The 18,222-nt window shown below is 56.1% G+C and carries 12 protein-coding genes; 10 read left to right on the top strand and 2 right to left on the bottom strand.

Annotated features, from left to right (window positions below):
* The first annotated feature begins 332 nt into the window (after positions 1-332).
* The 10 genes from E6C55_RS29450 (at position 333) to E6C55_RS29495 (ending at position 15,447) form a co-directional block, all read left to right on the top strand.
* Positions 333-1,427, top strand: a complete 1,095-nt coding sequence (locus E6C55_RS29450) for an IS630 family transposase (protein WP_136373420.1) — start codon at positions 333-335, stop codon at positions 1,425-1,427.
* A complete protein-coding gene (locus tag E6C55_RS29455; RefSeq protein ID WP_136373421.1) occupies positions 1,428-1,718 on the top strand; it encodes a hypothetical protein in 291 nt (96 codons plus the stop codon). It begins immediately after the preceding gene.
* Between the two features lie 612 nt (positions 1,719-2,330).
* Positions 2,331-4,646, top strand: coding sequence for a helix-turn-helix domain-containing protein (locus tag E6C55_RS29460; RefSeq protein ID WP_136373422.1), 2,316 nt, complete (start codon positions 2,331-2,333; stop codon positions 4,644-4,646).
* Positions 4,647-4,865: 219 nt separating this feature from the next.
* Positions 4,866-6,188 (top strand): FAD-dependent oxidoreductase, encoded by a 1,323-nt coding sequence (locus E6C55_RS29465; protein WP_168735941.1) that lies wholly within the window; start codon positions 4,866-4,868, stop codon positions 6,186-6,188.
* A 35-nt stretch (positions 6,189-6,223) separates the two neighbouring features.
* Positions 6,224-7,210 carry an ABC transporter permease subunit gene (locus E6C55_RS29470; protein WP_136373424.1) on the top strand — a complete coding sequence of 329 codons (987 nt, stop codon included), beginning with the start codon at positions 6,224-6,226 and terminating at the stop codon, positions 7,208-7,210.
* Between the two features lie 21 nt (positions 7,211-7,231).
* Positions 7,232-8,116 (top strand): carbohydrate ABC transporter permease, encoded by an 885-nt coding sequence (locus E6C55_RS29475; protein ID WP_136373425.1) that lies wholly within the window; start codon positions 7,232-7,234, stop codon positions 8,114-8,116.
* 39 nt (positions 8,117-8,155) lie between these two features.
* Complete coding sequence (locus tag E6C55_RS29480; RefSeq protein WP_136373426.1) at positions 8,156-9,676, top strand: ABC transporter substrate-binding protein; 1,521 nt, start codon at positions 8,156-8,158, stop codon at positions 9,674-9,676.
* 19 nt (positions 9,677-9,695) lie between these two features.
* On the top strand, positions 9,696-13,955 hold the full coding sequence (locus E6C55_RS29485; protein WP_136373427.1) for a CBM96 family carbohydrate-binding protein: 4,260 nt from the start codon (positions 9,696-9,698) through the stop codon (positions 13,953-13,955).
* Between the two features lie 35 nt (positions 13,956-13,990).
* A complete protein-coding gene (locus E6C55_RS29490) occupies positions 13,991-15,034 on the top strand; it encodes a GDSL-type esterase/lipase family protein (protein ID WP_168735942.1) in 1,044 nt (347 codons plus the stop codon).
* Positions 15,035-15,075: 41 nt separating this feature from the next.
* A complete protein-coding gene (locus E6C55_RS29495) occupies positions 15,076-15,447 on the top strand; it encodes a glyoxalase superfamily protein (protein WP_136373459.1) in 372 nt (123 codons plus the stop codon).
* 637 nt (positions 15,448-16,084) lie between these two features.
* On the opposite strand, the gene E6C55_RS29500 is transcribed toward E6C55_RS29495, so the two are convergent.
* Positions 16,085-17,398, bottom strand: a complete 1,314-nt coding sequence (locus tag E6C55_RS29500; protein ID WP_136373429.1) for an aminotransferase class I/II-fold pyridoxal phosphate-dependent enzyme — start codon at positions 17,396-17,398, stop codon at positions 16,085-16,087.
* A 122-nt stretch (positions 17,399-17,520) separates the two neighbouring features.
* Positions 17,521-18,141, bottom strand: coding sequence for a pyridoxamine 5'-phosphate oxidase family protein (locus tag E6C55_RS29505; protein WP_136373430.1), 621 nt, complete (start codon positions 18,139-18,141; stop codon positions 17,521-17,523).
* Between the last annotated feature and the right edge of the window lie 81 nt (positions 18,142-18,222).

The raw sequence follows: 18,222 nt of genomic DNA on the forward strand, positions 1-18,222 counted from the left end.
GCTGCGGTACGGGTTCGGCTACGCCCTCCACCCGGTCACCTACTGGAAATTCACTTCGTTCCTTTTCAGTCGTCCGGATCAACTGGAAAAAGAACAAAATGATCTTACAAGTACGATTATACGAGGATTGTATTAGAGAAAAAAATACCTTATGAACCAGAAATGCCCGGAAAATTACACATAAATATTGATAGGGAACCTAACAATCCTAGTACAGCATTTCATAAGTTCGTTCCCTACAAAAACAACTACAAAATAAAAGGAAACTTGTAAGGCATCTCACGAAAACGGGGTAATGAAACGAACCCCCCTTTTTCATCGAGGTGAGCCAAATGAGCGGGATTCGCTTAACGACCAAAGAACGGAAACGAATCAAAAAAATGATGCTGGGACAGAAGATTGCGTTTCGTCTGAAACAACGAGCCACCCTCATCTGGAAGTTGGTTGTCGAGCGAATGCCCGTACTCCAGGTTGCCCGTGAAGTCAGTGTGACAGCCAAAACCGTACGCAAATGGCGGGATCGTTTCGCCACCAGACGGATTCCCGGCTTGGAGGATGCGCCGCGTTCAGGCGCGCCAGCTACCTTTGATGCGGTACAACGATGCGAGCTCATTGCCATTGCCTGTGACCAACCGGAGCACTACGGATTAGCGGGTCAGGTGATATGGACTTACGATACGTTGACGGAGGTCGTCCAGTCGAAAAGCACCGGACCCGCCATGAGCCGCTCCAGTGTGTGGCGCACCCTCGAACAAAATGCCCTCAAACCGCATCGACACACGTTGTGGCTGCATAGCAAGGACCCGCAATTTAAAGAAAAAGTCAACGAGATCGTTGGGCTGTACCATGCCGACCTTCCCGACGATGTGGCCCTTTGCTGCGTTGATGAAAAGACCGGGATGCAGGCCAACGAAAAGAAATACGAAACACAGTTGCCGCGGGTCGGCCGAACAGGCCGAATCGAATACGAATATATCCGTCACGGTACGCAGGCGCTACTGGCTAGCTTCGACGTCAAGACGGGCGAAGTGGTAGCCTCTTGCGGTGCTCATCGCAAAGCCGACGACCTGCTTGCGTTCATGGACAAGGTCGCTGAACGTTACCGGCATTGTCGGAAAATCATCATCGTATGGGACAACTTAAACATTCATGACAACGGCCCTGACGAGCGATGGACGGCCTTTAATGAGAAGCAAGGCAACAAATTTGAGTTTCACTATACGCCGTTGCACGCTTCGTGGGTGAACCAGATTGAGATTTTCTTCTCGATCCTGTACAAACGCTGCCTGCGTCACAACAGTTTCACCTCCAAAACCGATCTTCGGCAAAAGGTGATGGCTTTTATCCGGCGCTGGAACGACAAAGACGGGCATCCGTTTCATTGGACCTTCCGGGGATACCCGATCCAAGACGAGGAGGCGATGTAAGTGGACAAGATGATCCTCGAAGCCGTTGGCGATGAAGTCGAAGAGTTGTTGGAGGCGAATGGTTTTTCTCATATTCAGCTGCGTCCCCGTGGTCAGCATTTGGTGCTGTTTTCAACCGAGGGCGGTGAGCGTGTGAATCGAGCCCGATTGAGCGTGATCGATGCACAAAGTTTCGGATTGAGCATGGCAGACCACCAAGGAAAATGGGAGTCGACTCCGTTTACCGACACGCCTCAAGCTTTGACTCGCCTGCTGATAGACCAGTTTTCTTTTGTCCTCGCCAACCTCTAGGGCCTCTTTTTTTGCTAGGTACAGATTTCTGAAATGCTGTACTAGTTGCGTCAGCTATAGTTTGAACAATGCCATGTTAAGTGCTACTAAAGAGAAGATTGATGGAGTTTCATATTATGGGATTATAGCCAAGGTGGATCGATGAGGTGGGTGTGGAGCCTACTTGGGAGATGAAACAATATATTTCGCTAAACGATTAATGGATGAAAATATGGACCCAAAATTATCCAATAGATCCAGGGAGTGAGTACAATAAACTTAGAAAATATGGAGACAGAGCATTTTAGTGAAAAGGCGATGGACGCAGGTCACGGAATGTAGTCGGAATTGCTTGCTTATTCGCTCGACCTGGACAGCAGGTCAAGAGCTTCCGGTCCCCAACGGTATGCGGTTTTAACTTGCTGGGTTAGATTCATTCGTTCGGCTTATATAGATTTGTTTGAGCCAAGTGGGCATTCATTTAACGAGCGGCCCGATAAATCACCTGGAATACCCCGCATTTCAACTGGACTGAGCGCCGAACACCGCCCCCGATTTTCCCAAGTGGATTGACGTGGAAAATAGACAGAGTATATATTTATGGCACAACGGGAAGAGCGGGGGACGGAATGGATGAGTCTACTTCAGCTATTCAAGTCAAGAAAATATTTGCAGCGAATTGTCGTCAGCTTCATGCTGGTTGTGGTCATTTTGATTGTGACTTCTGTATTTTTATATTTTAACGCACAGAACAAAGTGTTCAGCATGCAGCATGAGACGGACCGCAAGCTGCTGACGCAGATGAACTACAATATTGAGAACATGAACGATATTGTCAAAGATCTGGCCGTATCCTTGTTTAACGACGACGATCTGGTTGCACTGAAGTCGGGCTCGGACTTCGAGGAGAGCATCCTGAAGCTGGACAAGCTGAACCGGCTGGTCGCGAATTCGCCGTATTTGCATTCCATCGTCTTTTATAACGGCACGCAGCAGCGCTACTTCTCCTCGCTTAATCATAATATGAACACCAATCAGTTGCAGAGCTCGTTGGATCAATATATGCAGACGCATCCTGCCGTGCCCAAGCTGCAGCTTATTCCGATGAAGCTGGACCCCGGCCAGGACGACGTTTTCGACACGTTTTCCTTTTTTATTTATGACGGTTCGGAGCTAAACTCGGCCAAGGGCAGCGTGCTCGTTCTGAACATTAAGCCGGGATGGCTGCTGGATAATGTGGAAGCGCTTAACGCGGTTACGGAGCGGGAGGATGACGTAATCTTCGTAACCGACAGCGAAGGCAACGTTCTGATATCGAACAATCGCATGTTGCCCGAACAGGAGGGCATGAAGGACGAATTGCTTCGTCGCATAGCCGCTTCGGACAGCGTGCTCGATTATTTCACTTACACGTACCAGAGCAAGAAGTATATGGTGAGTTACTTGACGCGGGGATTGAACAATTGGCAAATTATCCGGCTGCAGGACTACGATATCGTTCTGGAAAATGTCAGCCGAATGCGGTGGACGGCCATTACCGTTACGTTGTCCGTCGTGGCGATGACCGTGCTTCTGTCGATTTTTATTTCTATCCGGCTGTACAAGCCCGTGGGAAATTTATTCTCGCTGGTGCGTCGTCATACGTCCGTTCCGCAGCAGTCGCACGATGAGCTGTCCGCTATTGCGCAAAGCTATAATCAGTTGAACGATCAATTGACGAGGCTGAAGCACGATCAGGCCTCACAGTTGAATGTGGTCAAAGTCTATCACATAAGAAGTTTGATTGCGGACAGCGCGGGAATGTCGGAAGAGGGATACAGGCAAAATATCGAGCGGTACGGAATGGATATCGCTGCCGCAGGCAACTTCATCCTGGCGCTGATCAAGATTGATACGGCGTACGGTCCGCTGTCCCAGTCTCGCGAATCGGCGCTTTCCCTCATCGATTTTGCAATCTCCAATATCGGTCAGGAGATGCTTCGGAAGCGGTATCGCTGCGAATCCGTCGAATTGAAGCACGATCATCTCGTATTCCTGATCAGCCGGGACGGCGATATGGAGCTTGGCGAACTGCACCGGATTATCAGGGACATGCAGGATACGATTCTGATGTACTATCATATCGGCTTTACCGCCACGCTAAGTCCCGTATTCGGCTCTTATCGGGAGATCACGTCCCATTATTCGCAGACGCTCCGACTGTCCAATTACCGCCTCGTTCTGGGGAAGGGAGCCATTATCGATTCGGAGAAGGTGCAAGCGAACGAGGAGTGCGAGCAATTGCATATTCCGCAGGAGTTGGAACGGCGCCTCGCGGAGAGCTTGAAGAGCGGCGACCGGGAACGGATCGATGACGGCATTGACAAGTGGATGGAGCTTGTGTCGAAGTTCAGCTACGAGAATATTCTCTCGGCCCTGCTGCATATGGTGACTCTCTTGAACAACACGCTTGGCGAGATGAACAATCACAACGTGAATCCGATCAGCGTCAATCTGCGGGAGATGAACCGGCGAATTCTGGAGAAGGATACGCTGGAGGAGATCAGGGAAGTGCTGACGGACTTCGTCCGCGACGTGTTCGACCAGCGCCAGAGCGGGCGGGAAGACAAGACCAGGCTCATCGTCGACACCATCAAGGAGATTATCGACAATCATTTTGCCGATCCGGATCTGAACGTGCAGAAGATAGCGGATATGCTAAGGATGAGCCATGTTTATTTGGGACAAGTGTTCAAAGAGCAGGAATCGGCAACGGTTATCGATTATATCAACCAGAGGCGACTGACGCAGGCCAAGCTCTACCTCGAGCAGCTCGATCTTACGGTGGCGGAAATTACGGAGAAGTCGGGGTTCGGGAGCGAAAGCTATTTTTACAGACTGTTCAAACGCAAGTATGGGGCTACCCCGAAGGAATACCGATTAAAGCATGCGATGGAGCATAATCGTTGAACGCACAGAACAGAGCCGAGCGCTCTGTTTTTTTGTGCGGTTGGACGAGGGGAATCGCTTCGGAAGCGCCGCTGTGCAGCGTTCTTGGCATTGTTCAGGCCATTGTGCAGAGATGCAAAAAATGTTCAGTAACGCCCAACTCGATTTTGTTCTACGGTATAAGCAGCCGAAGGGCAAAGGGGTGAACCCGCTCGGCCAAACAAAAAGGAGATGGACCGATTGACAGAACCGATTATCGAGCCGCGCAGGGAGCTGCTCCCTTCCGGCAATTACGACATGATCGTCTGCGGAGCGGGACCGGCCGGCGTATGCGCCGCTCTTGCGGCGGCCCGAAGCGGCATCCGCACGTTGCTGGTCGAAGGCGGAGGCTGCCTGGGCGGCGTCTGGACTTCCGGCATCCTGTGCATGATTCACGACGTGGCGAGCAAGGCGGGGCTGATGTCCGAGCTGCGGGCGCGTCTGGAACGAATGGAAGCGATCCGCTATCGCTTCGGCGGCCCGAACTTCACTTACGACGTCGAAGCGATGAAGGCCGTATTGGAGGAGATGTGCGGCGAGGCGGGGGTGGAGGTTCGGCTGCACACGAGGGTAGTGGATGCCGTCGCGAGCGGCGGGAGGCTCGGGGCGATTGTGACGGAGAGCCCGTCCGGCCGGGAGGCGTTCGTCGCCGACTATTTTGTCGATGCCACGGGGAACGGAGACCTGGCGGCGCGGGCCGGCTGCCGCTTCGAGATGGGCCATCCAGATTCCGGCAAGGTGCAGCCCGCCACGCTGATGGCCGTCTTCAGCGGCTTGCCCGAATCGGCGCTGACTGCGGAGCGGCATTACAACCGCTATGGCCGGGTGGAGCCGGGGGTTGCAAGCGGCGAGAAGCAAGGGCTGCTGGAGACGTTCCGGTCCGCCGGTTACTTCGCCAGCAACGATGCGCCGACCGTCTTCCCGCTGCCGCATCCCGGCCTGTACGGGTGCATGTTCAACCATGAGTTCGACGTGAGATGCGATTCCGCCGAAGCGATTACGGCGGCGACAATCCGCGCCAGGAAGGAATTGCTGCGGGCCGTGCAAGCGGTATGGAAGCTTCCGGAATGGAAGGAGCTTCGGCTGATCGTCACGGCCGACCACATCGGCTTGCGGGAGGGGCGCCGGATCAACGGCTTGTACCGGCTGCGGGCGGAGGACATCGTGGCCGGCAGGCGCTTCGACGACGGCGTCTGCCTCGTGAACTTCAGCGTCGACGTCCACTCGCTGGAGCCCGGCGTGTATCAGGCCCGCAGCTTCACGGACGGAATCAAGGCCAGGCCGTATCATGTTCCGTACCGCGCGCTCGTCTCAAGTGATTACGCGAACCTGGCGATGGCCGGCCGGTGCATCAGCGGCGACTTCTATGCCCACGCCTCTTACCGGGTCACGGGCAATGCGGTGGCGATGGGCGAAGCGGTCGGGGCGGCGGCGGGGCTGGCGCGCAGGAGCGGACGAACGTTCGCCGAATTGGACGGTCGCCTGGTGTCGGACGAGATGCGCCGCAGGGGTTATGAGCTGTAGCTATAAGCTGCAGCAACTTGGGAGGGAGACATACGATGCAGGAAGAAGTGCATTCCATCGCCGGAGCCGATGCGGCGGATTCGGTTGGGCCGAAGAGCAAGCAAGGCCCGCTTAGAAGAGAGCTGCAACTGTTCGCAAGAAACCGGGAACTGTTTCTTTTGTCCGTCCCCGGGCTTCTGTATAAATTGATTTTTGCCTACTTGCCGATGGTCGGCCTGATTGTCGCTTTCAAAAATTACCGTTACGACAAAGGAATATTCGGAAGCGGCTGGGTCGGCTTCGATAATTTCAAGTATTTGTTCACAAGCGATGTCGCCTGGCGCATTACCCGCAACACAGTGCTGTACAATGCGGGCTACATGCTGCTCACGACCTGCTGTGCGCTGCTGCTGGCCGTTCTGTTGAACGAGGCCAGAACCAAGTGGACCAAATTTTATCAGACCGCCTTGTTTTTGCCCCATTTTCTGTCCTGGGTGCTGGTGGGATATATCGTATACGCGTTCCTCAACCACGGGGACGGCTTCCTTAATCGGATGCTAATCTCCTTGGGCATGAAGCCGATAAGCTGGTACCAGGACTCGGGGCCCTGGCCGTTTATCTTGCCTATCGTGCATTTATGGAAGGCGGTCGGGTTCTCGACGCTCATTTATTTTGCCGGCATTATGGGCATCAATTCGGATTATTACGAGGCCGCACGCATCGACGGCGCCACCAAGCTGCAGATGGCTCTGCGGATTACCGTGCCGCTGCTCAGCCCGCTGATCGTTATCCTGTTGATTCTGTCGATCGGCGGCATGTTCCGCGGCGACTTCGGCTTGCATTACTTCATTCCGAACAATTCCGGCTTTATCTTCCCGACTACGGATGTGATCGACACTTATGTATATCGGGCTTTGCGCGAGGTGGGCAATGTGAGCATGTCGGCAGCCGCCGGTCTGTACCAGTCCGTCGTCGGCTTGGTGCTGGTCCTGTTGTCCAACGGAATCGTTAGGAAAATCAATCCCGAGCATTCGTTGTGGTAACGAGGGGGGAGGGGCTTAACAATGAAAAAAGGGATTGAGCTTCACCAATTGGTCATTAATCTCATGTTCGTTCTGCTGTCCGTACTGATGGTGATGCCCTTTGCTCTTGTGGTGGCGGTGTCGCTGACGAAGGAAAGCGCGATTATTGCGAACGGGTTCCAGTTTATTCCCGCAAGGATCAGCATGGATGCGTACCGCTATATATTGGAGTCGCCGGATATTATCGTGCGGGCTTACGGCGTGACGACGCTTGTGACGGCAATTGGAACGGCTGTCGGACTGTTTGTGACGGCGTTGACGGCCTATGTTATCTCCAGAAGGGACTACCGCTACAACCGGATCACGACCTTCTACGTGTTTTTTACCATGCTGTTCAGTGGAGGACTCGTTCCCGCTTACATTCTGATCACCCAATATTTGCATATGAAGGATACGCTGTTCGCACTCATCCTGCCCATTCTGCTGTCGCCGTTCAACATTATGGTGATGAAGGGCTTTATGTCCAAGCTGCCGTTTGAGATTGTCGAATCGGCGAAGATGGACGGCGCGCGGGAATTCAAGGTGTTCTTCGCCATCATCCTTCCTCTGTCCAAGCCGGCATTGGCGACATTGGGCTTGCTCATTGCCTTCGTATACTGGAACGACTGGTTCAACGCGATGCTCTATATTGACAATCCGAAGCTTGTGCCGCTGCAATTGCTGCTCGTGCGGATTCTGAACAGCATTGAATTTCTGACGACCAATTCGGAATTTACGCAGAGTTTGGCAATCGACTTGAGCCAATTCCCGAACAATTCCGCCCGGATGGCAATTGCCGTGCTGGCCGGCGGTCCGATGATGATCGTCTTCCCGTTTTTCCAACGATTTTTTGTCAAGGGGTTAACGGTTGGCTCCCTCAAGGGTTAACATAGCATCGCGAATATCAAATACAGGAGGTCAAACAGAATGAAGAAAACAATGGCCGCAATTTGTACGGTTCCGCTTGTTCTGTCCTTGCTCGCCGGTTGCGCAAACTCGAATGGAGAATTGAATGGCGGGAATGCCGCCGCGAGCACGGAGCCTTCCGGTTCGCCGGAAACGAGCGAGACCGCGCAGAGCCTCGATCCGGTTCAACTGACCTGGTATTATCCGCTGACGCAGCAGCAGGCCGATCAGCAGATGGTAGAGGACGAGGTCAACAAGTACATCAAGGACAAAATCAATGCGACCGTCAAGCTGATGCCCGTGTCCGTAGGCGATTACGTGCAGAAGATGAATACCGTTCTCGCTGCGGGAGAGGAGTTCGATATTTTGTGGACGGGCTATCTGTTGCATACGGAGGTGCTGGCGAGCAAAGGGGCGCTGCAGCCGCTTGACGAGCTGCTGACGAACGATGCGCCCGAGCTTAAGGCGGCTGTGCCCCAGGTGATATGGGACGGGTTGAAGATTGACGGTCAACTCTACGGCATCCCGAACCAGCAGATCAGCGCCTTCCGCAACGGGGTGCTCGTGCAGAAGCGGTTCGCCGACAAATATAATCTCGATGTGTCCAGCATCAAGAAGATGGAGGACCTTGAGCCGTTCCTGGAGCAAATCAAACAGAACGAACCCGATATTATCCCGTACGGCAACTTCGGCAGTCAATATTATCCGCACTCTCCCAACTGGTCGGTACCGGTAGGCTCGGATTATCACTTCTTCGTGAAGAAGGGCGATACCAGCTATCAGTTGCTTAATTATCCGGAAGAAGACCTGGATGCCTACCGGCTGGCCAGCAAGTGGTACAAGGCCGGTTACATCTACAAGGATGCCGGCACGTCCAAGATGACGGACTTCGAACCCCAAGGATTGATTGCCGTGCTGGGCTCGACAACGCTTAAGCCGGGCATCGAGCAGGATGAGCAAGCGAAGAACGGCGGCAACGAGGTGATCGCGATTCCGCTGGAGGACTGGTACACGAACGGATACTCCGATTCGACCAATCAGGCGATCAGCCGCACATCCAGGAATCCCGAGAGCGCCATGATGTTCCTTAATTTGGTCAATACGGACAAGACGCTGTACAATCTGTTGATCAACGGCATCGAGGGCGTTCATTACGACAAAATCTCCGACGACGTCATCAAAGCGAAGGATGGCAGCCGTTATGCGCCTAACATGGATTGGGTATTCGGCAGCGTGTTCAACTCCTACTTGAAGGAAGGGCAAAGCGCCACGATATGGGAGGAGACGAAGAAAATCAACGAAACCGCAGAGGTCAATCCGATAGGCGGCTTCAAGTTCAATTCCGAGCCGGTCAGCACGGAATTGGCCAATCTGAACGCGGTATGGGGCGAGTATAAGCAAGGATTGGCGACGGGGACGCTCGACTTCGACACGACATGGCCCAAGCTGCAGGAGCGGCTGAAGAAAGCCGGTCAGGAGAAGTACGCAGCCGAGGTGGCCAAGCAGTTCAATGAGTATTTGGAGCAGAGAGGCTTGAAGTAACGAGGAGGGGGGAAAAGATATGGTTAAGAAACAGGCAGCGATGTATGGGCTGCTGCTGGCATTGGTTTGTACGTTGGTATTTAATTCAGGCGACCATTCTGCAAGCGCTTCCGGGGACGTTTATTATGTCTCCGCAGATGAGGGGAGCGACACGACGGGCGATGGCTCGTTGGCTCATCCGTGGCAAACGATTCAGAAGGCGGCCGACACGATGGTTGCGGGAGATACTTGCTATATTCGCGAAGGCGTGTACCGGGAGGCGGTCGTTCCGGCCAATTCGGGAACGGAGAGCAATCCGATTACGTATCGTAGCTATGCTGGCGAGACGGCAACCATCGTCGGCACAGAGGCGGTGACCGGCTGGGTGCAGGATAGCGGCGATATTTACAAGGCACCGGCCATCCTCGGGCTGGGATCGGGCAACCAGGTGTTCGCGGACGGCGAGATGCTGCTCGAAGCGAGATGGCCTAATAATACGGGGTCGCTGATGAAGCAGATCTATGCGACGATGAACACCGGCACGGCTACGACAGTTACGTACAGCGCGCTTCCCGTCGGACTCGATCCGGTCGGCGCCCATATCTGGTTCAGGGGCGGCTCGGGGTGGGCCGGTCTGGACAGCGAGATTACGGCATACGACGCCGTCACCGGGAAGATGACCATGAAATCTGTCAGCTCCTCGGGGACCTACTACGATGCGCGAGCAGGCAATGCCTTCTACCTATGGGGGAAGAAGGAGTTGCTCGATACAGCCGGCGAGTGGTGGTATGACTCGGCAGAGGAGATGCTGTATGTCTGGGCTCCCGGCGGCGGCACGCCGGACAACGTGGAGGCGAAGGCTCGTCAAGTGACGATGGACTTTAGCGGGCGTGCCTATATCCATGTGATCGGGGTGCATACGAAGGCGGGATCGATTGTCACGGACGACGCTTCCAACCACATTCTGCTGCAGAATATGAAGATGGAATACGTGTCGCAGCAATCCGAGAATCATAGCGGCCGACCGGATGCCATTGATAAGGGCATCCAACTGAACGGCTCCGACAATGAGATCAATTCCAGCGAGATTGCGTACAGCTCGTCGGGTCTCGTTCTTATAACCGGGTCCAATCAGTCGGTCGTCAACTCTTACTTGCATGACGGCGATTACGCCGGGACCTGGGGCGGTCTTGTCACCGTCCAGGGGCAGGGGCATTATATCGGCTACAATACGATGGAGCGAGCCGGCCGGGACGTCATTAACTTAAACACCGTCCAAACGATCATCGAGCACAATGATCTGTCTGCCGGGGCGATGGTGTGCTACGATACGGCGATGATCTATACGCCGAATACGGACGGCATGTGGACGGAGATCCGCTACAATAAAATCCATGATATCGACGCCTCCGCCAATCTCGGAATGGGCATCTATCTGGACAATTCCAGCAGCGAATTTCTCATTCATCACAACGTGATCTGGAACATTCCGAATTCGGACCCCATCCGCCTGAACACGCCGTCCAATTACAATCTGGTGTACAATAACACGCTCGGCCCGAACACGAAGGCGTTGTCGACGGGAGGCTCGCGCTTCGCGGGCGATCTGTTCGGCAACCGTCTGTTCAATAATATTATTAACGATACGATTCGTTATCCGAACTCTTACGGTTATGCGGCAGGCAACAATCTGTTCGTGCTCGGCGGGCAAGACCCGCAGTTTATCGATCCGGACAACGGAGACTTCCGTATCGGCAGCGGCTCGCCGGCGATCGATATGGGCATGGTTGTGCCGGGCATTACGGACAGCTATACGGGGAGCTCGCCGGATGTCGGCGCTTACGAGGCGGGAGCGGCGGACTTCCGGACCGGCCATGACTTCAACGACGAGCCGACGCCATCCAGAACGTTCAGCGCCGTGCCGTTCCGCAATCTCGTCGTCAATTACGGATTCGAGACGCTGATGCTTGCGCCTTGGACGAAGGTAGCCGATACGGTGCAAGTGCTGAACGCGGGGAGTGCGGCGTGGACCTCGGAGACGGCCGATTCCCGCTTCCAGAAGGGGGCGCTTACGCTGCAGGGAGCCAATGCCGAGGCGGAGCAGACAGTGGAAGGGTTATCGCCCGATACGACGTACACATTCTCCATCTGGAGCAAGACGTCCGACGACTCGGCTGCTGCCGAGTTCGGGGTACGCGATTACGGGGGGCCAAGCGTCACCCGGAGCGTCTATGGAACGGGCTGGCAGCAGACGACGTTCGACTTCACGACCGGCCCGTCGGCCACTTCGGCTGCCCTATTCGTGCGCAAGGTCGACCGGGCGATGTCGGTGACGCCGAATTTATGGCCGCTTGACGCCCAGACGATCGGCATCTCGGCTGCGACGGCGGAATATGACGTCACCTCCTTCGTGGAGGCGCAGTATAGCGGCGATGGCGTCGCTTCGCTGATCGTCAAGGTCGATCCGGCGACGGCGGCGAAGCGGATTACATTCAGCTCGTCCGAGTCGGGTGCGAGCGTCAACAGGCCGGTGCTGATCGTCAGGCATGCCGATTCGACGACGGAGACGCTGACGGCCTCCGAAGATACAGAAGCGAAGAGCTCCAGCGCGTCGCAGACGACCAATTACGGCAGCCAGTCATCGCTTAACGCATCCTACTTCAACGCGAACTATATCGAGAATATGTATCTTAAATTCGACCTGAGCGGCATCTCGACCGGCAGTCCGGTCGAATCGATCACGCTGCAGTTGCATCCGGCATCCCGGTCGAGCAGCGATTCCGTATCCACTATCGTATACGGGTTCGAGGATGACAGTTGGCAGGAGGGAACGCTCAACTGGACGAACCGTCCGGAAGAGATTGCTCCGCCCGACGGAATCGTATTTATCGACGACGTCGGCTTGCTTCTGCCGCTTGCGGCCAGCGAGCCGGAGGACGCCGTCCGCGACCGGATACTGGCTGCCGAAGGGTTGGTCGCTCAATATGCCGACAGCGATGCCGTAAGCGCCGCGATTATCGACGATCTCGAGGATTGCATTGCGGATACGATCGAATTGATCGAAGGCGCCCACAGCGAGGCGGAGCTGAACGACGCGCTGGCGGCCATCTCGGCCAAGATCGACGCCTTCCAAGCCCGCATCGAGCTCGTCTCCCTGATCGGGCAGGCGCAGGATCTGTACGATCAATCGGCCGAAGGGTCGCTATCCGGACAATATATTCCGGGAGCGAAGGCCGATCTGTTATCCGCTATCGGTCAAGCCAGAATCGTTGCCGATTCGGCGTCCGCGGAACAAGCGGATATAACGGCAGAGCAGGGCGAGCTTGCCGCCGCGCTGGAGACGTTTAAGATGAAGGTCATTCTGGAAGCGGTGCCGTTGCTGGACAAAGCCGATTTGGGCGCGATGCTGTTGGATACGAGCAATTGGTCGTCGCCGTATAGCAGCGATGGCGGGTATTCGTTGTTCGACGGGACGATCTCCAAATACAATGAGATCATCGGCGATAACGTGTTTACCATGGACCTGCTCTACCATTATGTCGACGGGGCGGAATGGCCGGGAATCGTCCTGCGTTCGCAGAACGCCACGTTGCCCGTGCTCGGCAGCGGCGATACTTCGTACTTCATCGTGTTTAAGCAGAATACGTGGGAGCTGCAGAAGCGGATCAACGGCACACAGGCTTATCTGAACAGCTATCCCAACACATTGTTGCAGAGCGATATAAGCGCCAAGCTGGATGTCGGAGCCATCGACGTGATAGGCGGCGTTCGGGTGTTCTGTTACGTGGACGGCGTCAAGGTGTTCGACTTTATCGATACGGTCGATCCGATACCTCCCGGCTATATGGGCATCGTAGCGCAGGGCGGCAAGTCCGACGGGATTCGTGTCCGGGGAACGGCCCGGCCCGAAGCGAGTCTGCAGGGACCGAACACGGCGGGCGAAGACGAGGCGGTTGCGTTGAACGTGCGGCTGGACAACCTGGCGACAAGCAGCGTCTACGGCTTCCGGCTCGATCTAAACTATGACAGCGACAGCCTCGACTTCACGGATGCGACTTCGCTGGTTGCCGGGCTGGACGCTTCCGTAACCTATAACGAAGAGCCGGGCTCCATCACCATCATCGTTGCTGCGGCTTCCCCTGTGGCGATCTCCGGCGGGCAGGAGATTCTGCGCCTCGACTTCGAGACGAAGGAGACGGCCGGATCGACAAGCTTGGCCGCGTCGGCCTTTGTTATTACGGACAGCGGGAACAATGAGATCGACGCAACCGCCTACGCGAAGAGGATATGGATCGAGTAGCTTACCTGATGATTCATGAAGGAGACTTGGGCGAGATGAGATATGAACAAGTTGAATTGCACAACGTGGTTGCGGTGGAAAATAACCAATTGTGCCCCGGCCTGTTGCTGCAGCGATTCCCCGAGACAGTGAGGGCGTCGATGAGCGAACGAGGGCGCTTCATCTCCCAGCAGGCAAGCGGCTGCGAGATTCGCTTCGTGACCGAGGCCAATCAATTCCGCCTCTCTCTGTCCTCTGTCGAAGGCAGCGGCGACGTTATGATATTCCAGGGAGATTACTTCCACTCGCATCACTCCTTGAGCGGAAGCGACGGCGCCATCAAGACGATTCACCTGGAGAACAAGCTCAATCCGGCAGGCATTGATCCGGCGGCGATGACCGGCCAACGGTTCTCGCATCGCGTATGGCGAATATTCCTGTGCAGGTACACGGCTCGCTTCCATGGCGTGGAGGCCTTCGGCTGTCCCATTCGCCCGCCTCAGCCGGAGGAAGTGCCCGCGAAGAGGTGGCTGGCTTACGGCTCGTCGATTACGCATGGCGGGGCTGCGCTGAATAATTATAATTCCTACGTCCAGCAGGCGGCCCGTCGACTTGGCGTGGACGTGTTGAACAAAGGACTGGGCGGCGCATGTCTGTGCGAGCCTGAAGTAGCCGATTATTTGTCGTCGCTTAACGATTGGGATTTCGCCACATTGGAGCTTGGAGTGAACATGCGCGGCGCTTTCGCGCCGGAGGAGTTCCGGGCTCGGGTCCAATATGTCGTGGATACGATCTGTAGTCGGCATCCCGGCAAGCCGGTGGTCTTGGTGACCGTGTTCCCGAACGCCGCAACCCATGAGCGGGAGCCGAGCTTAGCGGGGGAGAATCAGAAGGCGTATGGCCATATTCTGCGGGAAATCGCAGACCAAGGCAGATATCCGCAGCTCCATCTGCTGGAAGGCTCGCAAATATTGACGGACTTCGCCGGGTTGACCTGCGACTTGCTGCATCCGTCCGAATACGGCCATACGATCATGGGCGAGAATCTGAGTCGATTGCTGCAGCCGATCATTATGGACGTGGGAACGCCTGTGATTTAACGAGCGACGCTGTAAAAAAGACGGGAGGCACAACGATGAAAATGGGGATGGTTACGCCGATCTTCCGGATGTTCGATGTGGAGAAGGCAAAAGAGTTCTATCTGGGGTACCTCGGATTTCGGCTGGACTGGGAGGCTCGCTTCGAACCTGATTTTCCCCTGTATATGCAGGTGTCTCTTGGCTCGCTCGTTGTGCATCTGTCCGAACATTACGGAGACGGTTCGCCGGGAGCCGCGATCCGGGTGGAGACGAACGGCTTGGACGAGTTCCATCGCGCGCTGACGGCCAAGAACTATCGCTACCTGCGCCCCGGGATCGAAGAGACGGAGTGGAACACGCGCGAGCTTCGGCTGCTCGATCCGTTCGGGAACCGAATTGTGTTCTTCGAGGCAAGCGGGACGGAGGAGGCGTAAGCGAGAGGCTCGGATGGGAGCGGCGGCAAGAGGCGGGGATAAGGTGGAAAAAGGCGGCAAGTGGCGGTAAAAGGCGGAGAGAGGAGGTGGGCGCCCCGATGTGCCGATGTGCGGAAAAGTCGCATAACACGGCGAAGGTAGCCTCGTCCGGGGCGCTGTTGTGCGGAAGAACTGCGCCTAGCTCCGACACCCGCTCGGTGCGCCTCCGAAGCCCCTCCATGCGCCGAATGTATGCGGTTTTTCACACTTATGGGGCTCCAAAGCCCCTCCATATGCCGAATGTATGCGGTTTTTCACACTTATAGTGCTCCGAAGCCCCTCCATATGCCGAATGTATGCGGTTTTTCACACTTATAGTGCTCCGAAGCCCCTCCATGCGCCGAATGTATGTGGTTTTTCACACTATAGTGCTCAGAAGCCCCTCCATGCGCCGAATGTATGTGGTTTTTCACACTATAGTGCTCAGAAGCCTCTGCGGCGCAGATTGTGTGCGGTTTGGCGCATAAAAGGGTCATCGGAGGCGGGCGGGCGGCGATAGGCCGGGGGCGGTAGCACTTGGTTTCTGGTCGTCGCGCCCCTTCTAGTCCTTTCAAAAAAAAGAGCTGCCCCCGAACCTCCGGGGACAGCTCTTCCTATATTATTGCGATACCGCCGATTCCTTCTGCACGTCCAGGACAGCGCTGTGGATTCGGTCGAACAGGTCTTCGAGCTGGTCTTCCTCCATGCAGGAGAACGCCACGCGAAGGTCGGTCTTGCCAAGGGCGATGGTGCCGACGCCGTACTGGTCGAGCAGGCGGACGCGGACGGCTTCCGCTTCGACCGACTCGAGCTTCAGGCACATGAAGTAGCCGGAATTGAACGGATAATAGCTCCAGACGTCGCCGTACTTGCCGCTGTCGAGCAGTTCCTTCACGCGGTTGGCGCGGCCCTTCATGATGCGGAACTTCTCTTCCTTCTGCGCTTCGAATTCGGGCGACTTCAACGCCTCGAGCACGAACGTCTGCGACGGATGGGCGGCGCTCGAGATCGTGGCGCGGATGATGCCGAGCGTCTTCTGCTCAAGCGACGCCAGCGTGCCCGCGGATTGGCCGCCGTAGGTGATGAAGCCGACGCGGAAGCCCCAGACGTACTCTTCCTTCGTCGCACCGTCGACCTTGACCGGGAGGATGCGCTCGTGCAGGCCGCACAGGTGGCCGAACAGCGATTCCTTCAGCGAGTCCTCGAAGAACAAGCCGAAGTACGCATCGTCCGTTACGGCGACGACGTTCACGCCCGCTTCGGCCGCTTCCTGGATCGCGGCGACGATCGCCTTGCCGTCCTCGGCGTCCGGCGTGTAGCCCGTCGGGTTGTTCGGGAAGTTCAGCAGGGCGATCGCCTTGCCCTTGTCCTTCTGCGCCAGCAACGCGTCGCGCAGGCCGGCGGCGTTGAAGCGGTTATCCTCATTATAGAGAGGATATTCAATCATCTCGGCGCCGCGGCGGATGCCGAACGTCAGCTCATAGTTCTCCCAGTTCTTCTCCGGGAGCACAACGGCGTCGCCGGCGTCGGCGAACAGGTCGGCGACGACGCTGAGTCCGTGCGTCAGCGCGTTCGTGACAATCGGAAGGCTGATCGACTTGCCGGCGACGGACGGGTTCTCCTTCAGCATCTTGTCGCGCCAGACGCTGCGCAGCTCCGGCTTGCCCGCCGGAGGCGCGTATTCGTATAGGTCCTTCGGGTCGAAGGCGGATAGGTTGTCTTGGATGACTTTAAGGTGCATCGGCGTGCCGTTCTCGGTGGCGATCCCGACCGTCGCGTTGTATACGTTAGCTTTCTGTTTGGCTTCGGCGCCTTGGCTCAGAATGCCATCCTTCGGAAAATAAATCTGACGTCCGATACCGGACAGCATCTCGTAAATGCGCGGGTTCTCCCGCTGAATGGTGTCGTTCAGTTGCTGAGCGAGGGAATTCATTACTGTCGCTTCCTTCCACCAGATCATGTTATGGCGCTTTAAAGGGACGCCGATCGTTCGCAGTTATTATACACTATTGGAAGGAGAGCGTCATCGGATTGTGGGCTTTTTCACAAAAAAATTCACATGTCATGGGAGGTTGGTCGACGGGCGGCAATCTCTTCCATCGTCCGGGCGTCTCCGGGAAGCCCTCGCTCCGCGAGTCCCTGCAGCACCTTGTCCCTTCTTGCCTCCGGGAGGTTCTGCCCGAATTTGAACTTGCCGACGGTGTCCTCGGCATCGAGACGCATCACGGCGACTCCGCGCAAGGAGGAAGCGTACTTCGGATCGGCGGCGTCAATCTTGGCGTATCCGCCTTCCGGCTGCATGGATTGCAGCAGGGCGCCTAGCGCCTCGGCCTTCTCCGCCGCATCCTCCACCTGCTCGACCCGGCCCCGAATCCGCACGGAGCGGAAGAAGACGGTTGCCGGGCAAGCGAGGTACGGGTCGCTGAAGTACGACGGAATGAAGGCATGTGCCTCGTAAACGACGAACTCCGCCCGTGAATCGGCCGCGAGACCGCTCATTTTCTCGCCCTTCTTGCTTCCGTGGAAGTAGGTTGCGCCGCCGAAGCGCGCATAATTCAGCGGAACGGCCTTGGGCCAGCCGTCCGCGCCGACAAACGTCAGCACCCCGTCGTGCTTCTCTTGAAGGAATTGCTCGATCTGCTCGCTCTCCGCGATTTGGAATTCTTGCCTGCGCATGGGTGAAGCCCCCTTGGACTGGATGATTGGATTCGGATTCGGCTTCCGGTGCGGCCTCCGATTCAGCCTCCGATTGGATTC

The organism is Cohnella fermenti, from assembly GCF_004801405.1.
Taxonomy (GTDB): Bacteria; Bacillota; Bacilli; order Paenibacillales; family Paenibacillaceae; genus Cohnella; species Cohnella fermenti.